Origin of the sequence: Shewanella aestuarii, from assembly GCF_011765625.1 — a bacterium.
GTDB lineage: Bacteria > Pseudomonadota > Gammaproteobacteria > Enterobacterales > Shewanellaceae > Shewanella > Shewanella aestuarii_A.
This window is the reverse complement of sequence record NZ_CP050313.1, coordinates 2,112,842-2,135,337: the sequence shown is the minus strand read 5'-3', so window position 1 is coordinate 2,135,337 and position 22,496 is coordinate 2,112,842. Positions and strand designations below refer to the sequence as shown.

At 41.0% G+C, this 22,496-nt stretch carries 11 protein-coding genes; 4 read left to right on the top strand and 7 right to left on the bottom strand.

All coding sequences use genetic code 11. The features are described from left to right. Window positions 1–46: 46 nt before the first annotated feature. The 7 genes from HBH39_RS09600 to HBH39_RS09570 all read right to left on the bottom strand — a co-directional run bounded on the left by HBH39_RS09600 (window position 47) and on the right by HBH39_RS09570 (window position 14,998). Window positions 47–2,506, bottom strand: coding sequence for a glycoside hydrolase family 15 protein (locus tag HBH39_RS09600; RefSeq protein ID WP_244325633.1), 2,460 nt, complete (start codon window positions 2,504–2,506; stop codon window positions 47–49). A 32-nt stretch (window positions 2,507–2,538) separates the two neighbouring features. Next, the gene (locus tag HBH39_RS09595; protein ID WP_167677732.1) at window positions 2,539–4,101 is read right to left on the bottom strand and encodes an MFS transporter; all 1,563 of its coding nucleotides are present in this window, start codon (window positions 4,099–4,101) and stop codon (window positions 2,539–2,541) included. A 366-nt stretch (window positions 4,102–4,467) separates the two neighbouring features. Then, window positions 4,468–6,546, bottom strand: a complete 2,079-nt coding sequence (locus HBH39_RS09590) for a glycoside hydrolase family 97 protein (protein ID WP_167677730.1) — start codon at window positions 6,544–6,546, stop codon at window positions 4,468–4,470. Between the two features lie 243 nt (window positions 6,547–6,789). Further along, window positions 6,790–8,724: an alpha-amylase family glycosyl hydrolase gene (locus tag HBH39_RS09585; RefSeq protein WP_432280108.1), complete on the bottom strand. Its 1,935-nt coding sequence runs from the start codon at window positions 8,722–8,724 to the stop codon at window positions 6,790–6,792. Between the two features lie 16 nt (window positions 8,725–8,740). After that, window positions 8,741–10,630, bottom strand: a complete 1,890-nt coding sequence (locus HBH39_RS09580) for a glycoside hydrolase family 13 protein (protein ID WP_167677728.1) — start codon at window positions 10,628–10,630, stop codon at window positions 8,741–8,743. A gap of 22 nt (window positions 10,631–10,652) precedes the next feature. Then, a complete protein-coding gene (locus HBH39_RS09575; RefSeq protein ID WP_167677726.1) occupies window positions 10,653–12,158 on the bottom strand; it encodes a tryptophan halogenase family protein in 1,506 nt (501 codons plus the stop codon). Window positions 12,159–12,241: 83 nt separating this feature from the next. After that, window positions 12,242–14,998 carry a TonB-dependent receptor gene (locus HBH39_RS09570; RefSeq protein ID WP_167677724.1) on the bottom strand — a complete coding sequence of 919 codons (2,757 nt, stop codon included), beginning with the start codon at window positions 14,996–14,998 and terminating at the stop codon, window positions 12,242–12,244. Between the two features lie 489 nt (window positions 14,999–15,487). Between HBH39_RS09570 and HBH39_RS09565 the strand changes: the two genes are divergently transcribed. The 4 genes from HBH39_RS09565 (at window position 15,488) to HBH39_RS09550 (ending at window position 22,412) form a co-directional block, all read left to right on the top strand. Next, entirely contained in the window at window positions 15,488–17,110 is a 1,623-nt protein-coding gene (locus tag HBH39_RS09565; RefSeq protein WP_167677722.1) for an alpha-glucosidase family protein, read from the top strand. Between the two features lie 104 nt (window positions 17,111–17,214). Then, window positions 17,215–18,483: a sugar MFS transporter gene (locus HBH39_RS09560; protein WP_167677720.1), complete on the top strand. Its 1,269-nt coding sequence runs from the start codon at window positions 17,215–17,217 to the stop codon at window positions 18,481–18,483. A gap of 113 nt (window positions 18,484–18,596) precedes the next feature. Next, window positions 18,597–19,811, top strand: a complete 1,215-nt coding sequence (locus HBH39_RS09555) for an RsmB/NOP family class I SAM-dependent RNA methyltransferase (protein WP_167677718.1) — start codon at window positions 18,597–18,599, stop codon at window positions 19,809–19,811. 354 nt (window positions 19,812–20,165) lie between these two features. After that, window positions 20,166–22,412 (top strand): sensor domain-containing phosphodiesterase, encoded by a 2,247-nt coding sequence (locus HBH39_RS09550; protein ID WP_167677716.1) that lies wholly within the window; start codon window positions 20,166–20,168, stop codon window positions 22,410–22,412. Window positions 22,413–22,496: the final 84 nt, after the last annotated feature.

Genomic DNA, 22,496 nt, shown 5'->3' with positions numbered 1-22,496 from the left:
AGTTACCTTGTTGGAGGCAATTTAAATTAATTGACTCGTAGAAACGTTACTTCAACTTATCTGTCACGATAGGGTAATGATCCCATACATTTTCATCTGTCATTGAGCGCACTAGCTTGACGTATTCTGCGTGAGTCCAGGCTAATGGGGTGGCGGCATTAGTGCCTTGACCCATTTTGTAATTGTAACGGGTAGGGTGACCGACACCGTCCCAAGACTGCTCGGGTAACATTAAGCCTTCGTTGGCAAAAGTCTCCATACCTTTAACATAGGTATTGATCAATTGCTGTTTATTGGCTGCTGTTAATGTACTAGTGGACTTGGCTAATGCCAATTCATAATGACCGCGTTCACCAGTAAAGAAAGGCCATACGCGTCCACGTTGATCTTCTGTGTTACCTTGCTCTGCATAGCTAAAACCAGTCACAATATCTTCACCATATCCATCGTTACCATATCGACGATAGCCAGGTACAGTTGTGCCATCTTTAGCGGTAAACTCATATTTAACCCGAAGATTGTGCTCAAGATCGGTATTATCAATCAACATTAAGCTGTTTTTTATCACTGGGTCTTGGGCATCTTTTACGCCATAACGGACGAGCTCTAAAAAGCCGCCATCTAAAATTTGGCGCTGGTCTAGGCCAGATTTGCCATTGTTGTCTAGTAACTTATCAGCACTATTAGGATTGCCATTTGGGCTGATGCGTACATAGTATGGCGCAATTTCACCTTGGGCATTTTTAGCAAAATCACCTGTGGTGGCTACCATTGATTGTTCAAGTTCTGCGGTTAATTTTTTCGCTGCAAGTAAGTAGGTTGCAGCGTTGTCATCCTTGGCTAATATTGCCAGTTCATTAGCTGCTACTAAACCAGCAATAACCGCAGCTGTAGTAGAGGGGGAGTAGCCGGCTTGTTCTTCCCAGCGTTCTTGCTGAGTGCTTGGTGGTGTGATGCTGGTATCATTCCAATCAAGTTTAACTTTACCGCCGCTTATTAAAAAATCGGCTGCGGGCTTGAGCATTTCTTGATACCACTTTGTTGCTTCAGCGTCAGTTAATACGCCAGCTTGCCATAGTTTCCAACCAAGCATGATTGGCATTGCGGTTTGATCAAGCTGTACACCCACCCACTCAATTTCACCATCTACGTGAGTTTTTTGTAAAAACCAGCCAGGTGTGCCTTCATAGCCAGGGGTGTTTTCTGTGACTTGCACTTTTTTAAGATATTCAAACGCCACTTTTGGCGTTTGCGTATCGCCCATGGCTAAAAATGCCATGGCGCATTGATAGAAATCGCGAGGCCAAACGGCTTTATAACCCGTACTACCTACTTTAGCCGATACCGTATCTCCCCAAGGATTGGAAAGGGAAGCAATTAAAGCTCCTGCATGGGTTTTATCTTCTTGGGCCTTTAATACTAAGGCGCTGGTATAGAGAAGTTTGCCATCATCAGTGGTGTTATTAGCCATCTCTTTTAATGGAGCTAGTGAGGCGAGGTAATCTTTCCAACCTAGATGTTTTTCATCGCCTAAATAGGCACTGAGTACCGCATCGTAACCATCTTTTAATGTGTTATCAGCGTTGGCTAAACTGTCTTTTTTATTACTCGCAAAACCAATAGCAAAATTGACTGTGTAGCTATTGTTATCCAGCGTTGGGTATTGAGCTGTTAAGGCTACATTACCAACGATGTCAGTGCCTGTGGTTTGATAAAGGTTATCTAACTGGCCATTATCAACAAGATCAATTAACCCATCAGACTGACCTACAAATCCGGCGCTCGCTTTCACAAAATCAACATCTGACTTAATGCTCATTACAGATGAATCAGCGGCGGTAGTATGTGCAATTAACGTATTACCTTCCACACTGGCAACATCGTTTGCACCGCTATTATCAATATGTGGGTTGGCATATAAGTAAGGGGTTATACCTTGTTCAAATGCGGTAAATACCACCTTCATCATCAAGCTATCACGATTAGGATCGGTAAAAATATGCTTTTCAATTTGATATTTACCGTCTTTATCTTTATTGATAATTTTATAAGCAAGTGAAAGAGGGCGGCCTTGCTCATCTTGATGCAGGTACTCAATAGTACTGATGGTGTCTTCTTTTTCGGTGTCAACAAACCCTTGACCTGCGATAACAAATTGCAGTTCTTTTAACTGAGCATTGTGGATCATACCGTACATGGTTTCAGTCAAAATGCCTTGTGCAACCGAAAACCACACTTTACTCACTGGGTTGCTAGCACTGTCTTGATACTGACCTGCTACATAGGGTTCATAAGATGTACCGATACCTGTTTTACCAGCAAAAGCCCATACGGGATCATTACCGGGTGCCCCAGGCGCAACGGTAGTATTAACAACAGGATTTGATACCGTAGCAGTTGTGACTTGTGACTGCGGCGCATCAGAACAGGCTGATAAACCGAATAAGCTCAATGTAACCGTGCTAGCAAGCAAGGTTTGAGTGAATCTTGAGTTTGTGGTTAACATTAATATCCCCATTTCATTGTTATCTTACTGAATTATTGTGTTTTATTATTTTGTTCAACAAATAGCACGGCAATACCTGAGATGATCATAAATACCCCGCCTAGCACAACGGCATAAATTGGTTGACCATCAAAAAATAACTTGAGTAATAACCCCAAAATGCTTGCGGCCAGCAGTTGCGGGATCACAATAAAGAAGTTGAAAATACCCATATACACGCCCATTTTAGTTGGTGGGATCACACCCGATAACATGGCATATGGCACAGATAAAATGGATGCCCAAGCAAAGCCCACCCCAATCATCGGCAGCCACAATAGTGAAGGGTCAGTGATAAAGTAGAAACTAATTAACCCAATGCCACCAATAAACATATTGATGGTATGAGTCAGTTTTATTCCCACTGCTTTTGCTAAAAAGGGGATAATAATGGCTGCAACAGCGGCAAATCCGTTGTAAGACGCAAATAACATTCCGACCCAATCTGCACCGTCGTTATAGGCTTGTGATACCACATCGGTAGTGCCGTAATGGTGCGAGGTTACTGCAGCTGTGGTGTATATCCACATGGCAAATAATGCAAACCATGCAAAAAATTGTACTACCGCTAACTGACGCATTGCTTTAGGCATGTGGAACAAATCATCTACCACATTAAATAGCATACCTAGCTCACTGCGATCTCTAGTTTGGTTATGCTTAAGCTTGAATGAACACAGCAGCTGTAAAGGGCCAAAACAAAATATACCTAAACTTAATATATACAGCTGCTTATCTAATTCTTGAGTGATAATAGCCGTAGTAAATACTGCACCAATCGTCATCCAAATCATCGCGCCTAAACGGTATTGAGTGCTGCTACGTTGATGCGTAGAAGGTATTGTTTGTTGCTGACTCTCGTGTTGATGGTATTTAGCCAGCTCCTCTGGCGAGTATTCTTTCGAGCTGACAATGGTCCAACCGACGGCAAGAAATAACACCGCGCCACCAAAATAGAAGGCATAGCGCACAGAATCTGCAATTTCACCTGCTGGCGCGGTATTAGCCACGTCAAAATAGTTAGTTAAAACGTAGGGCAGTGCAGATGCGATGACCGCACCAATACCAATAAAGAAGCTTTGCATTGCATAGCCAGTGGTGCGCTGTTTTTGTGGTAGGTTGTCGCCGACAAAGGCACGAAATGGCTCCATAGCAATGTTAATCGATGCATCCATAATCCATAACATACCTGCGGCAATCCACAGAGTAGGTGAGTGCGGCATGATAAATAGAGAGAGGGTTGTGAATACTGCACCAACAAGAAAATAGGGGCGGCGTCGTCCTAACCAGTTCCAAGTATTATCACTTAAATAACCAATAATTGGTTGTACGATTAGCCCTGTCAGTGGGGCGGCAATCCAAAGAATGGGGATTTCATCTATTTCTGCACCCAAGGTTTGAAAAATACGACTGACATTGGCATTTTGCAACGCAAAGCCAAATTGAATGCCTAAAAAACCAAAGCACATATTGAATATTTGCCAAAAGCTTAATTGCGGTTGGATGTGCTGGTTTTGCTGTATACGGTCTTGTTGATTATTGTTATCAGCCGACATGGATCTTCCTATATAGTGAGTAAGTTGATGACTTACTTTTATTGCTAAATCGATAGATAAAAAAATGGCGAATACACATCTCCCTAAGACGGGTATTCGCCAATGACCTAATACCTTTATCTCGCAAAGTGCCAAACAAAGTTAATCGAGGTACTCTAAAGCTGATACTTCCCCATGGCTGGATAGGTATCAGAAACGACCTAGCCCTTTCATCTCCACAAGCAGAGAGTGAAATTAGCAGGTTTTATAGTAGCCTTGTGGTCTGGATTGACACAACTAAATACATACGTATTCATCGTTTTTAGGCAACTTTGTTGGTACATTTTGGTTACATGTTTAGCGTTATCGTTAATGTATAAGTTATTGTTATTTAGTCGCTTTAAGCCGAATTGCGACTCCGCCACTTGGTGCCATTTTTAACATAACTTTGTCGTTTGCGGTTACGTTTTTCTGCTCAATAACATAATCATATGGGTTAGTTAACCAGTCGGCTTCATCACCATCACGATATATTTGAGCTATGTATTGAATATTAGGTTCTAAAAAATCTAACTTGATATCGATACTGCGAGCATTTTCGTCGGTTAACCCACCTAAAAACCAGTCTTCACTGTGGCGTTGTTTGCGAGCAAACACCACAAAATCACCCACTTCTCCGGCAATGGCTTTTGAATCGCTCCAATCTGTGGGGACATCTAAAATAAATTGGAAGGCATCGAGGCGCTCAACATAATTGCGCGGTAAATCTGCAGCCATTTGAATAGGGCTGTATAAAACAACATAGAGGGCTAGTTGCTTCATCAGCGTGGTTTGCACCCTATTTACGGCATCTAAGCCTTGTGGTGCAAGATTAAAAACCCCGGGAGTAAAGTCCATTGGCCCTGATAACATTCGGGTATATGGCAAAATGGCGGTATGTTCAGGATTATTGGGCGGTGTTCCCCAAGCATTGTACTCTTGACCGCGCGCACCTTCGCGGGCAATCCAATTAGGATAAGTACGACGCAGGCCAGTATCTTTAACCGGTTCGTGGGTATTAATGCTTATCCCGCGTTGAGCGGCCTCGGTGACACTGTGCAAGTATTCATTTACCATAAATTGGCCATCATGCCATTCATGGCGGGTGATCCCTTGATCATCTATCCGTTTAATATCTCCACCATCGGCGACGTAGCCTGTTTTAATTTGAGTTACGCCATGTTGTTGATACAAATCATATGCTTTGCTCATTTGCTGACGATAATTGGTGACCGAGCCTGAGGTTTCGTGATGACCAATTAAACGTACATTGTGCTTTTTACCATATTCACTGATGGCGTTAATATCGAAGTCAGGATAGGTTTTGGTAAAGCTAAATACATCACCATTATGGAACCAGCTGCCATCCCAGCCTTCATTCCAACCCTCAACCAATACGCCATCAAAACCGTATTTTGCGGCAAAATCCATATAGCGAATAGTTTCTGATGTGGTTGCGCCATGTTTGTCACCTGAGCCCCATGTTTTTTCGTTAACATGCATTGCCCACCAAATACCTATGTATTTACCGGGTTTAACCCAAGATACGTCGCCAAGTTTATTGGGCTCGTTGAGGTTTAAAATTAAATCTGAATTAAGTAAATCGGTGGCTGTTGAGCCAATTTGAATGGTGCGCCATGGGGTAGTAAAGCCGGGTTGCGTTTTTACCAGTATGCCATCAGACCAAGGAGTTAAATCGGCTCTGAAGGTACCATCTCGACGTTGATCGAGCACCATGGCCGCATAATCCGTTAATGCTGCTTCGTGGATGCTTAAATGGGTTCCTGTGGTCAGCTTGGCGGTAAACGGTGTATGAGCGCGATCAACTTTAGCCAATGAGGTGGTGTTATATAAGTATTCGTAGCGATTCCAGCCTCGACCTGGGATCCACCAAGCAGTGGTGTGATGGGGATCCGGTAGGCTAAATTCAGTGAGCTCTTGGGTAATATCTAGCGTGCTATATTGTGCTAGCCCAGTTTGTTTGGGAACCAAATAACGAAAACCAATCCCATCATTAAAGGCTTTAAATTCAACATCAATATTAATCTTGCCATTGGTGAGTGTCGCGATGATGGCGTTATGATGATCGCGAATAAATTCTCGTTCTCCCCAAGGTTGTTGCCAAGTATTGTCGTCAGTGTGTTGAGTGAATTGGCTAATGGTGAGTCCTTCACCTAATTCTCCTACTTGCTTGAATACTATCCCTAAACGACTTGGGTTAACGACGGTTTCACCTTTAAAACTGACTTGATATTCAGGACGACCATTATCATCTGAAAGTTGAATGTTTATTTGTTTGTCTGGTGAACTCACAGTGACTGTTTTTGCATGGGCATTAGGCATCAACGCCGCATAAGATAACGCAACTGCGCATGAAATGGCCAGTTTACAGGGGTTAAAGGCAATCTTAGTGTGATGTTGGATCATGAGGCATCCTTGTTGATTATTGTTTTTGTTGTTAAGGAATATATGCCGCTTTAAGACTCAACCGCAAAGAAATACATACGTATTCAGTCAATACAAATTCACCTTGTTATTGGCTATTTATCACGATTGGTCATATCTGGCTTTAAAACAACAATGCCCTGATAGATGATCAGGGCATTAGGGCTAATCTTTTATCCACAGCTCAGGTTAACTAAGTGGATTCATGCTAGCTTGGTCGTCAAATTAAAGAACCATTACCATTGATTGTAGTGGCGCTAGGGTAATTTCAAGCTTAGCTGTGCCATCAGCTTGAGTTTCAATAGGATAGACAACTTGTATCTGGCTCAATACATCATGCATATATTGAGTTTCAGTATGATTAAATTGCCAAGCCTTTAATAATGATTGCGGCAAGGTTAAACTAAATTGCTTACCGTTGTGTTGGTCAAAATTGCTGATCACCAGCATTTTTTGTTGTTCACTAAAACGGCTGAAAGCAAATACTTTATTATCATAACCAACCACATTTTGCTTACGTTGATAGGTGTCTAATTCTTGATACTCGCCTTTTAGCGCAGGTGCGCTATGGCTCAAGTTTAACAATCGTTGATAATAATCACGCAGCGCCTTTTCTTGTTCTGTAGACTGGCCGCCATCAAACTTGCCGTTATTCATCCAGCGTTGATGGGCTGGCACCCCTACATAATCAAAAATACTCGTTCGTGTGGCTTGGCCAAAACCGCCGTTTTCTCGAGCTGGTTCACCCACATCTTGACCAAAATACACTAGTGTTGGTGAACGGCTAATAAGGGTTGAAACTACCATCGCAGGTAAGGCTGCTTCCGGTGTGCCTGCAAAATCTGGGGAGTTTATCCGCTGCTCATCATGATTTTCTAAAAAATGCAGCATATGCGCTTCAATATCGGCGACTTTTGCTTGGTCCACAGCAATTTGAGCCGTCGATTTTTTATCGTGAATGATTGCTTTTAAGGTGTCGTATAAATCAACTTTATCATACAGATAATCCATTTTACCTTGCTGAATATAAGCGCGGTATAAGTTAGGGTTATACACCTCAGCTAATAAAAAGGCGTCAGTTTTAGCATGTTTTATATGGCTATTTAAATAACTCCAAAACTCAACCGGGACCATTTCGGCCATGTCATATCGAAAACCATCAACACCTTTAGCCAACCAATATTGCGCAATGTGTTCAAACTTACGCCATGAGTTTGGAATATCTTTAGCGTCTTGTTGTTGCCAAAATTGGTAATGTTCGGCGGCTGACTTATGCTCAAAACCAGCGGGCAGGCGAGGGAAGTCATAGCTACCATCTGGTTTAACGCCATAATTGATTTTTACCGTTTCATACCAGTCATTGGCATCAGGTTTGGCAAGGCGAGAGCCATTACCGGTCCATTTAGCAGGTGACTCTTTAAATTGACCATCGCTAAGCGGATGTGCTTCACCGCCTAAAGCTTGGTAACCATTAATGGCATCAGGTACGCTAAAATCTTGGCCAATTACATAATAAAAGTCATTATTTTTGGCGTATTCTACGGTGTTGTCATCACTAAAGCCAAAATCTTCTACGCCCTCAGGGGCAGAGAGTGATTGGTAATTACGGGCCACATGATTAGGGACAATATCTATGAGGACTTTCATACCATTTTGATGAGTACGAGCGATAAGCGATTCAAACTCGGCTAAACGGTTGGCGGGGTTATCGGCCAGATCGGGATTGACATTGTAATAATCCTTTACCGCATAGGGCGAGCCTGCACGACCTTTAACCACATCAGGATCATCATTACTGATCCCAATCTGAGTGTAATCATTAATCACTGCATGATGGGGTACACCTGTATACCACACATGGGTCACGCCTAACGATTTAATATCTTTAAGGGCGATATCGGTAAAATCGCTGAATTTACCCACGCCGTTTTCATCTATCGTGCCCCAAGGCTTATTGGTGGTATTAGTATTACCGTAAAGACGAGTGAACACTTGGTATACCACCGCTTTATGAGGTAAAGATGATTCAGCCTGTGCCAAGGTTTGCTTGTTTGATGCTTCTACCTGTTGCGCCTGACTGGTGTCATAAGAGGGTGAGCATCCAATTAACATGACTAAGCCTATGGGGCTTAACTTAGATAAGGACATAATACTTTTCATGATGACTTCTTCTTATTTATTTTATCGACAGCATAGTGACACTTTTAGGCGATAAAGTGAGTAGTTTGTCTAATGAATACGTATGCTGAGAGATAATACTGCGGCCTTGTTTGGCACCTTTTATGTGCTCGTTAAAGCGGTTCAAATCAAGTTTTGTGGTGTGCTCGCCTAAGTGATAAATGACCATTAGGTTTTCATCTTTAAATTGTCTAAATTGAACATATACACCATCTTTAGGTACATAGTGGGCAAGGGAGCCTTGGCTAATTGCTTTAGAATGCTTGCGATAATTCAGTAAGGTTTTAATAAAATGCTGCGCCGCTTTTTGGGCACTGTTTAACCCTTGACCGGTCAAGGCATTAACCGTGTCACCTGCAAACCCGCCCGGGAAGGGACTACGCACCACTCCATCATGGCGGCCTTCTTTAGGACTTGTCATTAACACTTCTGTGCCGTAAAAAATCTGCGGAATACGATTACTGGTAAGCACATACGCTATTGCCATTTGATAAAGCCCAAAATCCTCATTCAATAGGCTATAAATACGGTTAGTGTCATGATTGCCTTCAAATAGCACAAGTTTTGTTGGGTCGGCATACACCACATCGTTAGCGAGCATCTCATATAAATCCATTAGCCCTTTATTGGGATCGGTGTGAGTGAGACTTTTATGCAACATTTCAGCAATCGGGAAGTCCATCATGCTCGGAGTAAATGATTGATAGCCATCGTGGTTCACTTTACCTTGTTGCCAATAGCTAATAGTGATGGGGTTTTCGCTCCATTCTTCACCCACAATATTAAAGCTTGGGTATTCATCCATAATGGCTTTGCCCCACTTGGCTAAAAAGGCTTTGTCAGCATAGGAATAGGTATCTTCACGAATACCTGATAGACCTGCATATTCAACCCACCAAATACTGTTTTGAATTAAATAGGTGGCAAGGTGAGGATCGCGCTGATTAAGATCGGGCATGGTTGGCACAAACCAGCCCTCTTCAAATTCAGATCTATCAATCTTGGTGGCGTAGAGGTCTTGCACTGTGGTGCGATGATGACTGGTATAAACTTGTTCTTGATCAGGTTTACCTTGGCCGTTAATCCAAGTGCTACTTGGAAAATTAGACATCCATGGGTGATTTGAACCAATATGGTTAACCACCACATCTTTAATCACGCCGATGCCATGATCATTTGCCGCTTTAACGAGGGCTTTATAGTCTTCATTGGTGCCAAAACGAGGGTCAATTTGATAATAATCGGTAGTGGAATACCCATGGTAGGAGTACTTTTCGTGATTATTTTCAAGCAGAGGGTTAATCCAAAGCTGGGTGACACCTAAATCTTTTAAATAAGGCAGTGCTTGTTTAATACCTGCGATATCACCGCCAAAGCGACCGCCATAATCTGGTAAGTCAGGATTGATCTTTTCAAGCATATCTGGGTGATTATCGTTAGATATATCGCCATTCACAAACCTGTCGGGCGTTATAAGATAAATGACATCCTGATTGTTAAAACCCACACGCTTAGCTGAATTGGCTGCGCGTTTGAGTAATTGATAATCAAACTGACCAATGACTTTATTATTATCGATAATATCAAAGGATACGGTTTGAGGTGATGCGCCTTTTAAATCAAGGGTTACAAACACATGATTGTGGCTGTCCGTGGTATCAACCTTGACAAGTTTTACCTTCTTGCCTTGTTTAAGCTTAATTTGGTGTTTGGCAATATCTTTACCATAAATAAGCAGTTGCAACTGACTGTTGTGCATTTCTGCCCACCAAAATTGCGGTTCAACAGCAAAGTCTTGAATCGAATTGTCAAGGGCGTTTGCATGAGTTGCTACAAAACTAAAACTGATGCTTGCACAGAGTAGGCTAAGTTTAAGAAAAGATTTCATATAGACTCCTAATATCTTATGGCTAGCCACAAGTAGATAAAAACTGTTGATGGCTTGTGATCTGAGATAAGTTTTGCGCATAGATCGCTTTTAGATTGGCCAAAAACTCAAGCCTTTGTGCGTTAGTTATCACATTTGCAAGGGGGTTATAATCTTCAGGAATGATGCCTTGCCCGACCATGACTTGTAGCCACGCCTCATTGGTAAAGAGATTTTCTTGCTGCCTAAATAAATTGCCTGTGTCTTTGAATAGGGCAATTTTTTGCTGTAGCGATTCAGGAATGTCCATTTCGCGGCAAGCTTGCCAAATATCGTCGCTATTATCTGTTTCACAACTATCTGCGCGATGATTTAAGTGATAATGCAAAATAATAAAGTCACGAATTTGCTCAAACTCTAGTTTGGCTTGACGGTTATACTCATCAATCAGCGACGGATTGATTTGAGCATGGGGCATTAATTTGGTTAAGCGGATAATGGCTGTTTGCACTAAATGAATGCTGGTGGACTCTAAAGGCTCTAAAAATCCTGAAGATAAGCCAATTGCAACACAATTTTTCACCCATTGCTGTTGACGACGACCCGGCGTAAAACGAATTAATCGTGGCTCGCCAATGGCTGGAGCATCAAGGTTATCAAGAAGCAGTTGTTTTGCATCCGCATCTGACATTTTACTGCTTGCAAACACTAGCCCATTACCAGTTCGGTGCTGAAGTGGAATGCGCCATTGCCAACCATTTTTATGGGCAATTGAGCGGGTATAGGGGATAATTGGCTCGACTTTTTCACAAGGAACCGCCCATGCGCTATCACAAGGTAGCCAATGCTGATAACTGTCAAACCCTACCTTATATACTTTATCGAGTAACACTCCATGTAAGCCTGAACAGTCAATAAACAAATCGCCCGCAACAGTGTTACCGTTTTCTAGGGTGAGGGAGGTGATGAATTCATGCTCATCTTGATTCACTTGACTCACTTTACCTTCAATGCGGTTAACGCCTTTTTCAATGCTGTATTCGCGCAGCAGTTTGGCATAAAGCCCTGCATCGAAATGATAGGCATGGGTAAGCCCTGCAAGTTGATTATTGTGAATACGAGGCGTGGGGGAAAACTTACCTTGAATAGCCGCTTGGTAGTTAAATGAGTAATCCCATAACGATTTAGGATCAGGGTTATCGGCTAACCAGTAATGATGAAAGGCAGTATAGCCAATATCTTTACCAAACTCGCCAAAGGCATGCATGTATTTATCACCTAATTTGCCCCAATTTTCAAATTGGATCCCAAGTTTTATCGTCGCTTGAGTTTGGTGAATAAAATCTTGTTCGTTAATTCCTAATACATTATTAAAAATTTGCAGTGGCGGGATAGTGGCTTCTCCTACACCAATGGTGCCGATGGTGTCAGATTCAACCAAAGTAATGTCAAGCTGAGAAGGATATAGTTTTGAAAGCATTGCCGCGGTCATCCAACCTGAGGTCCCGCCGCCTACAATTACAATGTCTTTTATTTTGTTATTATTCATAGTAATCGCCTTACAATTTTATTGTTTTTTAAAGTAAAAAAGCCCCTGTAACAGGTTACAGAGGCTTTATTGTCATATTCAAGTTAGAACTTGTAGTTCGCACCAAACATGAAGTTGCGACCATAGTTTTGGTAGTCACGAACTAGACGCTCATCATCACCAAGATATGTGGTAAATGGTTCGTTAGTTAAGTTGTTCACTTGGAATACCACTGATAGACCATATAGTGCGTCAATACCACTTTCGCTAAAGTCATAACCGATTTGTGCATCAACAACGGTTTCTGCTTTAACATCAACGTTAACACGAGTTAAGCTGATTGCAGTTACTTCACCTAAGAAGTCACTACGGTAGCGAGAACTGATACGCGCTTGGAAACCTGAGTTTTCATAGTAAACAGTTGCGTTAAAGGTTTTCTCTGAAAGACCTGGTAGCGTAGTTGGTTCACTATCGTCAGTTTCTTTCACTTCAGAGTCGTTATAAGCACCGTTTAGAATAGTACCAAAGCCATCTAACACTTCAGTAAAGTAACCAAAGTCGATAGATAACGATGCCTCAATACCTTGTACATAACCACCGTTACCATTTTGCGGGCTAGAAACACGTCCTAGGCCATCACCACAGTTCGGGTCACTTGGTAAAATGGTACAGAAATCAACAAACTGATCTTGGTTAAAGGTATAGTTTTCTAAATCTTTATAGTAAGCGGCAACAGAGAAGTAACCCATATCGCTAAAGTAGTTTTCATAGCTGATATCGTACTGACGCGCTAACCAAGGACGTAGTTGTGGGTTACCACCACCGCCAGTCCATTTTGGATCTGCACCAGAAGGATTAGGGTTGTATGTATAGTTGATGTTTGAATTCATCTGATCCATACGGCCACGGCTTAATGTACGTGCAGCTGCAACACGAACCATTTGGTTTTCAGCAACTTCAAAGCCTAAGTTGATGCTAGGTAACCATTCCACATACGAGTCACCCGCTGTACGTGGGGTAAGCTCAATTGTGCCATCATCTAGTTTAGAAACTGCAGTACCCTTTGAACTTTGATCAGTATCAACTACTTGAACTCCAAAGTTACCAGTTAAAGGAATATCCCCGACTTCTGTGTCTAAGTCGGCTTTTACAAAGAAGGTGGTCACTTGCTCTTCGACTTGCCAAGAGTTAGTGATACGCTCTGGTTGGACTTCTTTAGCATTTAATTCGTTATAGTTGCCATCTTTATAGAAGCGAAGTGCATCATAAGATAACACATCACCCATACCGAAGAACGCAAGTGAGGTTGAGCCAGTTGAATATTGACTAGGTAACGTGAGCATATAATCTGGGTTAGTTACTGCATCGTAACCTTTCAGAGTTAAATAATAACCGTTATCTACTTTAGTTTTTTCACGATTAGTATAATTTATACCAAATTGGATTTTGCTAATCGCACCTTCATCAAATGAATAAGTTGAAGATAAGCGGAACGATTGTAACTCATCTTCAATTTCAGGTTTGTTGATAAAACCATCTTGGAAGTTCGCGCGTTCAGCGTCTGGTCCCCAACTAAATGCGCCACCTAAACGAATTAATTCTGGATCAGCATAGTTTAGTGATGGCTCGAAGATGTAACCGCCTTTGCCATCATAAGTAAAGCCTAAGTTTTCTACTTGACCATTACCGTTACCGCGACCTGTACCCGCATAAGTTTCAATACCAATATCAGTACGTTCTACTTTAGAAATCGCCACATCTGCTTCAATCGACCAGTTTTCATTGAAGATATATTCATTATTCCAGCCTGCAGAAATAGAATCTGCATCACGGGTATTCATATCATTACGAACAAGCACCATAGCATCATTGATAGTGCCTTTAGTGACTAAACCGTTTTCGGTTTCAATGGCTGTTATACCAGAATTTGCCCAACCGGCACCCCATTGGCCAGGTATTTCAATCCCTGTTAGTCTTTGTTGGTCAAAAAAACTAGTGTAAAACACATCAACAACAGATCGGAATTGATCGTTTGGTTGGAATTCTAACACCACCATAACACCATCACGTTCTAATTCTGATGAACGAACGTAAGGTTTAGCACCGCCAAGTACGAGTGGATTTGCATCGTTATAATCTAAGTTTGGGTAACCCCATGCTTGCCAGCGTTCTTCTTGGTTAGGTGACTGCATGCGTGAGTAACCTAATGCGATACCGATAGTATCGTCAGCAAATTGGTCTATATAAGACACACTTGCGCGATAGCCTTTATCGTCGGAGCCCGCGTTTAAAGAACCTAAGTCGTTCCACTCACCACGAGCGTTGATCGCGAAGGTTTGTTCGCCATGTTTAAGTGGGCTGATTGTTTGCATGTCAACCGTGCCGCCAATAGCTTGAGCCATTAATGCAGCATCAGGAGTTTTATATACCACAACCGAGTTTAATAGCTCTGAAGGATATTGGTCGAATTCTACGCCACGATTGTCGTTAATTGACGCTTGTTCGCGACCGTTCAAGGTCGCGATAGTGAAATCAGGACTTAAACCGCGAATTGAAACAACGTTTGCACGACCATCTAGTCGCTGAGCAGCAACCCCAGGAAGGCGTGCAAGTGATTCAGCAATACTGACGTCTGGTAATTTACCGATATCTTCAGCTGAAACAGCTTCAACAACAGAAGAGTTAGTCATTTTAACCGCTTGTGCTTCTTGTAAGCTGCGGCGTATACCGGTGACTTTAATCACTTCAATGTTTTCATCTGCAGTATTGGCTGTGTCGACTTCATCAGCAGCATAAGCGCTCATGCTTGCGCCAGCAGCAACAAGTGCGAGTGTTAGTAGGCTTGGTTTAAATAGCAACATTCATCTTTCCCCTTTAGCGAATACTTAACAACTTGATGTCCAGGTCTGGTTGTTAGTGTCCTTTTGATTTTGGTTACAGTCTTTATTGTGTTTGTACCAACGTTTAATTGACTGCATAAACGTTGGAGTTATGACCAAATTGTTGCACAACGGTGATGATACTACTCCTAGGGTTGTTTGGCCGACAATATTATGCATACGTATTCAAAAGCTAAGGCAGTATAATTTAGATGTCATTTAACATTTCTTTAACGGTTTTAATGGCTTTTTTATTGCGCTTAAGTCTTTGTAAATATGTAAATAAATCCATTAAACGCTGGTTTGTGTTTGGTTCTATTTTGTTGCATACGTATGCAGGCGTATTGAACCTGATTTCCTTATTCACGTATCCTCGCTGTAACAAGAATATAACGATGGCGTGTTAATGACGCTGTAACATGTTGTTAGCATTTAAAGAGTTTGGTGTTAGCGACTATTTAAGGGGAAGCAATGGGTCAGGTTAACTGGTGGCGGGGTGGTATTATTTACCAAGTGTATCCGCGAAGTTTGATGGATTCGAATGACGACGGTGTCGGAGATCTTCAAGGCATAATTACAAAGCTTGATTATATTGCTAGCTTAAATGTTGATGCGATTTGGATATCTCCTTTTTTCAAATCACCCATGAAAGACTTTGGTTACGACATTAGTGATTATTTAGAAATTGACCCAATGTTTGGCACCATGGCAGATTTTGATGAGTTGATTGCTAAAGCCCATGAATTAAATATCAAGATCATCATCGACCAAGTGTTAAGTCACACGTCAGATCAACACGCTTGGTTTGAAGAAAGTCGTCAAAGCCGAAACAACCCCAAAGCAGACTGGTATGTTTGGGCTGATCCTAAAGAGGATGGCAGTGCACCAAATAATTGGTTAGCTATATTTGGTGGTTGCGCTTGGGAGTGGGAACCGCGTCGTCAACAATACTATTTACATAATTTTCTGAAAAGCCAGCCCGATCTTAATTTTCATTGTGATGAGTTACGCCAAGCCGTACTAAGCAATGTTGAATTTTGGCTGAAAAAGGGCGTAGATGGATTCCGGTTAGATGCGATTACGTTCTGTTATCACGACGAGCAATTACGTGACAACCCAGCAAAACCCAAAGATCAACGACAAGGTAGAGGGTTTAGTGAAGACAACCCTTATGCTTATCAATACCATTATTACAATAACACTCGGCCACAAACCGTCGGGTTCATTGAAGAGTTACGGGCACTGATTAATCAATACCCTGGGGCGGTTACTTTAGGAGAGGTATCATCTGAAGACTCATTAGCCACCATGGCTGAATACACTCAAGGTGATGACCGATTACATATGGCCTATAGCTTTGAGTTATTAACTGATGATTTTAGTGCAGCTTATATTCGTCAAACGGTTGAAGAATTAGAAGCAAGCATTGGTGATGGCTGGCCATGTTGGGCTATTGGAAATCACGATGTTCAGCGGGTTGCGACGCGTTGGGGCAAAGGTGAAACGGATCCTGCGATGGTGAAAATGCTCAATGCGATGTTGTTTTCATTACGTGGCAGTATTTGCAGTTATCAAGGTGAAGAGCTTGGCCTAACCGAAGCCACCATTAGTTATGATGAACTGCAAGATCCTTTTGGCATTGCATTTTGGCCAATGTTTAAAGGTCGTGATGGTTGCCGTACACCAATGCCATGGGTTAAATCCCAATTGCAAGCAGGTTTTAGTCAAGTGAAACCTTGGTTACCTATATCGGGTGAACATGCAGACAAAGCGGTTGATATTCAGCAAGATGATCAACATTCGACGTTAAATAGTTACCGCAACTTTTTAGCATGGCGAAAAACCCAACCATTATTAATTGATGGAGATATTGAATTTTTGGATGCCGATCCCGCTATTCTGGCGTTTAAACGCACTAAAGCTGATAAAAGCATGCTGGTGTTGTTTAACCTTTCGAATGCCAATGTTGAATTTAATTGGTCTAACTTGGCTATTTCATCCGTGTTAGAAAACCATGGTTTAGTGGCTGGGCGAATTGAAGATGATGCAATCAAGCTTCCGGCTTATGCTAGTTTTTATGCTTTGATCGACTAATTAAATTGGTTGATTAAAGTTAACGGTTTGTTCTAGCTTAAAACGCTCGAAAATAGTGTATGTGTGTTTCATACAAAATAACAATAATTGATAAGTGATTTTTTATGGCGTCTACAATTTCAACTAGCAGCACCAGTGCTGCCCCTGTTAATAGTGGCAGTTATCGTTTTGCTCTGGTGTCGCTGACTTCTTTGTTTTTTATGTGGGGATTTATTACCTGTTTAAATGACATTTTAATACCTCATTTAAAATCAGTTTTTTCATTAAGTTATACCGAAGCTATGTTGATTCAATTTTGCTTCTTCGGTGCATATTTTTTGGTGTCTCTACCTGCTGGATCATTAGTTAAAAAGCTTGGTTATCAAAAAGGCATTGTGACAGGTTTGTCGATTGCCAGTTTAGGATGTTTGCTATTTTATCCTGCTGCTGATTATGCTGTTTATGGATTGTTCCTTGGGGCCTTATTTGTACTGGCATCAGGCATTACCATTTTGCAAGTTGCCGCTAACCCATATGTTAATGCATTAGGCAGTGCTGAAACCGCTTCAAGTCGCTTGAATCTTACCCAAGCTTTTAATGCATTGGGTACAACGGTAGCGCCATTTTTTGGTGCGGTGTTAATTTTATCGGTCGCTTCTGGTGCTACCGCTGAGTTAACCCACGCGCAAGCAGAAGCTGCTGTGGTTAAAATGCCATACCTATTGTTAGCTGGCATGTTAGCTTTACTGGCATTAATATTTTCAAAACTATCATTACCAAAAATTGTAGAGCACAGCGAACCTGCCGATGTAAACGGCAAAGTGAGCCACAAAGGTAAAACTAGCGCAACACAATCAGTACATCTTGTTCTTGGTGCGGTTGGTATTTTTGTCTATGTCGGTGCTGAAGTATCAATTGGTAGCTTTTTGGTTAACTTTTTAGGTGAAGAGCATATTGTCGGCCTACAAGAAGCTGATGCGGCAAAGTACATTACTTATTATTGGGGCGGTGCAATGGTAGGGCGCTTTATTGGTTCTGCCATTATGCAAAAAGTTTCCGCAGGAACGGTATTGGCATTTAATGCCTTTATGGCCGCTGTGTTAGTCATGGTAGCCATGAATACCGCAGGGGCTATCGCTATGTGGTCAATTTTGGCAGTTGGATTATTCAATTCAATTATGTTCCCAACAATCTTTAGTTTAGCGTTACGGGATTTAGGTCCACACACTTCTCAAGGCTCAGGCATTTTATGCTTGGCCATTGTTGGTGGCGCAATATTACCCCTGTTACAAGGGGTTTTGGCTGACTCAATGGGATTACAACCTTCATTTATACTTGCGGTTGTCTGTTACGCTTTTATTCTATTTTACGGCGCGAAAGGTTCAAAAATGTAAAAGCAGAACATCATTAAAGCGAAAGCGGCCTAATAGGTCGCTTTTTTATTGCTATCAGCTGGCTAAATACCTATGATCGCGGCTGTTTTCTTTTTTGTATTATTGAGAGTGTTATGCTGACTTATCCTTTATCTGGCAGTTCTTCTGAATTGGTGTTGAACGTATTAACCATGGTATTAACCCAAGGTAAACCGTTAGACCGCGCCTACTCACATAACTTCTCTGGTGTAAAATTAGACCCCACTGAGCAAGCTCGGATTACCGTTGTTACTGGTGATATTTTGCGCCGCCTAAACCTATATTGTTTTATCGTTGATATAGAGCCCACAGAGTTTGAACGTTTAGGCTCAAAGCTGTTAAACGGCTGGCATTTGTTTCACGGTCTTGAGTTACCCAAAATGCAGTATTCATTGCAAGTGGACGCCAAGTTATTAGCCGAAAAAATTGAGCAAGCTAAATTAAACCAAGTATTGTGGGATGGTTGCCCACAATGGTTAGATGAATTAGGCCAAGCACAGTTACAAAAGAAATGGCCTGCTGAGCGTCAAGCATTAATGCAAGCACCTAAACGTTATCTTCGAGTCAATACTTTAAAGTGCGATCGACAAAGTTTATTAACTAAGCTAAGTAAAGAAGGCGTGCAAGCTAAAGAGGTTGACGATGTTGATAGTGCAATTGAAGTTATTTCAGATTCAGCATTATTTCGTACCGAATCTTTTAAAAATGGCTTATTTGAGCAACAAGATGCTGGCTCGCAACTTGTTGCTGCAGCCGTTGATGCCAAACCCGGTATGCGCGTTGTAGATGCCTGTGCTGGCGCAGGAGGCAAGACATTACACATTGCAGCTCAAATGCAAGGTAAAGGTCGTTTATTGGCCATGGATATTGAGCAGTGGAAACTCGATAACCTTAAAACTCGTGCAAAACGCGCAGGTGCGCATAATGTCGAAACCCGTATTATTGCAAGTTCAAAAACCATTAAGCGCTTAAAATTGACCGCAGATAGAGTTTTACTGGATGTACCTTGTTCTGGACTTGGTGTATTAAAACGCAACCCAGACTCTAAGTGGCGTGATACCGCAGAGCGTCTACCTGTGCTTATCGATTTGCAAAAGCAAATTATTGATAGTTACAGTCGTATGGTAAAAGTAGGCGGCATGCTTATTTACGCGACATGTTCAATTATGCCAGATGAAAATCGTCATCAAGTGGATCGTTTTTTAGCAGAACATCCACAATTTGAGTTTATTGATGACGAAACAATATTGGTATCAGAACGTGGATTTGATGGTTTCTATTTAGCCAGAATGAAACGTGTTTCTGAATAGCTAAACATCACATTGAATCTATACCCATAATTAAGTAGTTAATTATGGGTTTTTTATTATCTGTTAGTGTTTCAACATAAACTATTTTTTGCTAGATAAATTTGATTTTACCATTTTATTTATAAGGTGATTTTTCTTAAAAAGTTAACCATTTACACTCATTTTTTTGTTATATACCGCTCATTTTTTTACATCAAAATTAAATTAAATATCTGTGAAAACTTAACTGGCTGTTTATTTAATCATCAAGATAAATTTATTCACTATTAAAGTTTGATAATGTTTGTCTTTATGCATAATCTAATACTAATCATTTAGCAGTTTTCGGCATTTAGTCTCTGTTTTTGGAGTTTTATGGACTCGGGTCAGCCAGATATGAAAGATTACCTTACTCAAGTTAGTACGAGTGATTATCGTTCTAGTATTGAGCGTTATAGTGCTATTTTAAACATGGTACTTGAAGGCCTACCTTTAGGCGAAATTCTACATGCATTGGTTCTACTGATTGAAGCACAAAAAGTGGGGACAAAAGCGTCTGTTTTACTGTTAAGTGATGATGGTAAACGATTGTTGTCAGGAGCCGCACCTAATTTGCCTTCTGAATACAATGAAGCAATAAATGGTGTTGGAATTGGCCCTAATGTGGGTTCTTGTGGAACCGCTGCTTTTTTATGTCAACGAGTGATTGTTGAAGATATTGAGAATCATCCATATTGGGAGGCTTATAAGCAACTTCCATTAAAGGCGGGTCTTAAAGCTTGTTGGTCTGAACCTATTTTTGATAGTGTTGGAAAAGTGTTAGGTACATTTGCTATGTATTACGACACAATAAAAGCCCCTACAGATCAAGATCTCAATTTAATTCAAGAAGCAGCAAGACTGGCAAGTTTAGCGATCGAACGCAGTCGTGGCCTTCATCTGCAACGTTTAAATAGTAAAATATTTGAAAATTTGCCCATTGCCTTAGTGATCACCAATGACAAGCATGATGTGTTATCGGTAAATCCTACCTTTTTAGAATCTACTCCAAGTTACATTGCGGATTCAAAATTTTTTGATATTGTCCAGTATTTGAGCTGCTCAGATCCTGAACTTGTTAACGATTTAATGCTTAGTATAGAGAGAGGGCATGCTTGGCAAGGGCAACTTAAAGGGTTAAAAGCGGCAGATGATATCATTGACATCAAATTAATTGTCACTGTGATCCGTGATTCATTGACACGACAAAATTGTTATGCATGGATGTTTACTGATATTACAGCGCGTAAAACAGCTGAAAAATTAATAGATTTTCAAAACAATTATGATCAGTTAACAGGCTTGGCTAATCGTAAATACCTATTCAAAAAATTAGAAGAGCTAATTAAGCAGGGAACAAACCAAGATTACCAATCAGCTAAATTCAGTATCATGCTGTTAGATTTAGATTATTTTAAACAAATCAATGATACCTTAGGGCATGACAATGGTGATCTTGTTTTGCGTAACGTGGCGAGCCGCTTAATTAAGGTGTTGCCTGAAAACAGCTTACCTGCACGAGTCGCCGCCGATGAATTTGCGATTGTCTTTTCCGGTAATCAAAATTCTGAAGATTTAGTGTCCCTTGCAAACCTTGTCAGTAAAGAAATTGGCCGTGAAATACTCATTAATGGTCAGCATATTTCACTGACAATGAGTATCGGTTTTGCGCGTTATGGTAGCGATGCCATAAGTGCCGAACAACTGCTAAATTGTGCCAGCCAAGCCATGTATAATGCCAAAGCAAGAGGGCGCAATTGTTATCAATTTTTCAATCAAGAAATTCAAATAGAAGCTGAACGTACCGCTAAGATTCACTTTCATTTAAAGAAAGCGATTCACCAGGGGGAATTACAACTTTATTATCAACCCATTGTAGAGCCCAAATCAGGTAAAATTGTTAAAGCAGAAGCTTTACTGCGTTGGCGATATAATGATGAGTTTATTCCTCCTGATGAATTTATTCCTATTGCTGAACAATCTGGCTTGATTGTTGAGATTGGCGCATGGGTGAGAAAGCAAGCTGTGATCACAGCTATAGAGTTACAGCAAAAAAACATCACTATGCCAATTTCAATTAACGTTTCAACGTTAGAGTTTTGGTCTTCTGAGCTTCAACACAACTTTATCCAATTTTTCGATGACATCTTACAAGAGCTCGATATTGATGTTTTTCCATATAAGTTAATTACTTTAGAGATCACAGAATCACTATTGATGAAGCAAAAAAATGAAGTCAATGAGTTGTTATCTATGCTGAGAAAGCGAGGTATACGTATTTCAATTGATGATTTTGGTACCGGATATTCATCATTGTCCTATTTAGTTAATTTTCCTGTTGATCAAGTTAAAATAGATAAATCATTTATACAGCAATTAGAAACCGATAAACGCCATAAAGCCTTGATAGAAGCAATTGTCAGTATCAGTAAAGCGCTCGATCTGAATGTGATTGCTGAAGGGGTAGAAACCGAAGCACAATTAGCCTTTATCAATCAACAGAACATCCCTTTTGTGCAAGGCTATTATTTTTATCGTCCTATGCCTAAGAACGAATTTATCTCTTTATTATCCGATAGTTAACCAGTTAGATTGCACGATTATGTCTTTCAATCATTTGTATGATTTAAAACAGTTGTTTATTTTGAGTTTCAATATAATAACCAC

Coding starts and splice junctions, on each gene's coding strand:
- HBH39_RS09550 (WP_167677716.1), top strand. CDS start 20,166: ATGGACTCGGGTCAGCCAGATATGAAAGATTACCTTACTCAAGTTAGT.
- HBH39_RS09560 (WP_167677720.1), top strand. CDS start 17,215: ATGGCGTCTACAATTTCAACTAGCAGCACCAGTGCTGCCCCTGTTAAT.
- HBH39_RS09595 (WP_167677732.1), bottom strand. CDS start 4,101: ATGTCGGCTGATAACAATAATCAACAAGACCGTATACAGCAAAACCAG.
- HBH39_RS09590 (WP_167677730.1), bottom strand. CDS start 6,546: ATGATCCAACATCACACTAAGATTGCCTTTAACCCCTGTAAACTGGCC.
- HBH39_RS09575 (WP_167677726.1), bottom strand. CDS start 12,158: ATGAATAATAACAAAATAAAAGACATTGTAATTGTAGGCGGCGGGACC.
- HBH39_RS09600 (WP_244325633.1), bottom strand. CDS start 2,506: ATGTTAACCACAAACTCAAGATTCACTCAAACCTTGCTTGCTAGCACG.
- HBH39_RS09565 (WP_167677722.1), top strand. CDS start 15,488: ATGGGTCAGGTTAACTGGTGGCGGGGTGGTATTATTTACCAAGTGTAT.
- HBH39_RS09555 (WP_167677718.1), top strand. CDS start 18,597: ATGCTGACTTATCCTTTATCTGGCAGTTCTTCTGAATTGGTGTTGAAC.
- HBH39_RS09580 (WP_167677728.1), bottom strand. CDS start 10,630: ATGAAATCTTTTCTTAAACTTAGCCTACTCTGTGCAAGCATCAGTTTT.
- HBH39_RS09585 (WP_432280108.1), bottom strand. CDS start 8,724: ATGAAAAGTATTATGTCCTTATCTAAGTTAAGCCCCATAGGCTTAGTC.
- HBH39_RS09570 (WP_167677724.1), bottom strand. CDS start 14,998: ATGTTGCTATTTAAACCAAGCCTACTAACACTCGCACTTGTTGCTGCT.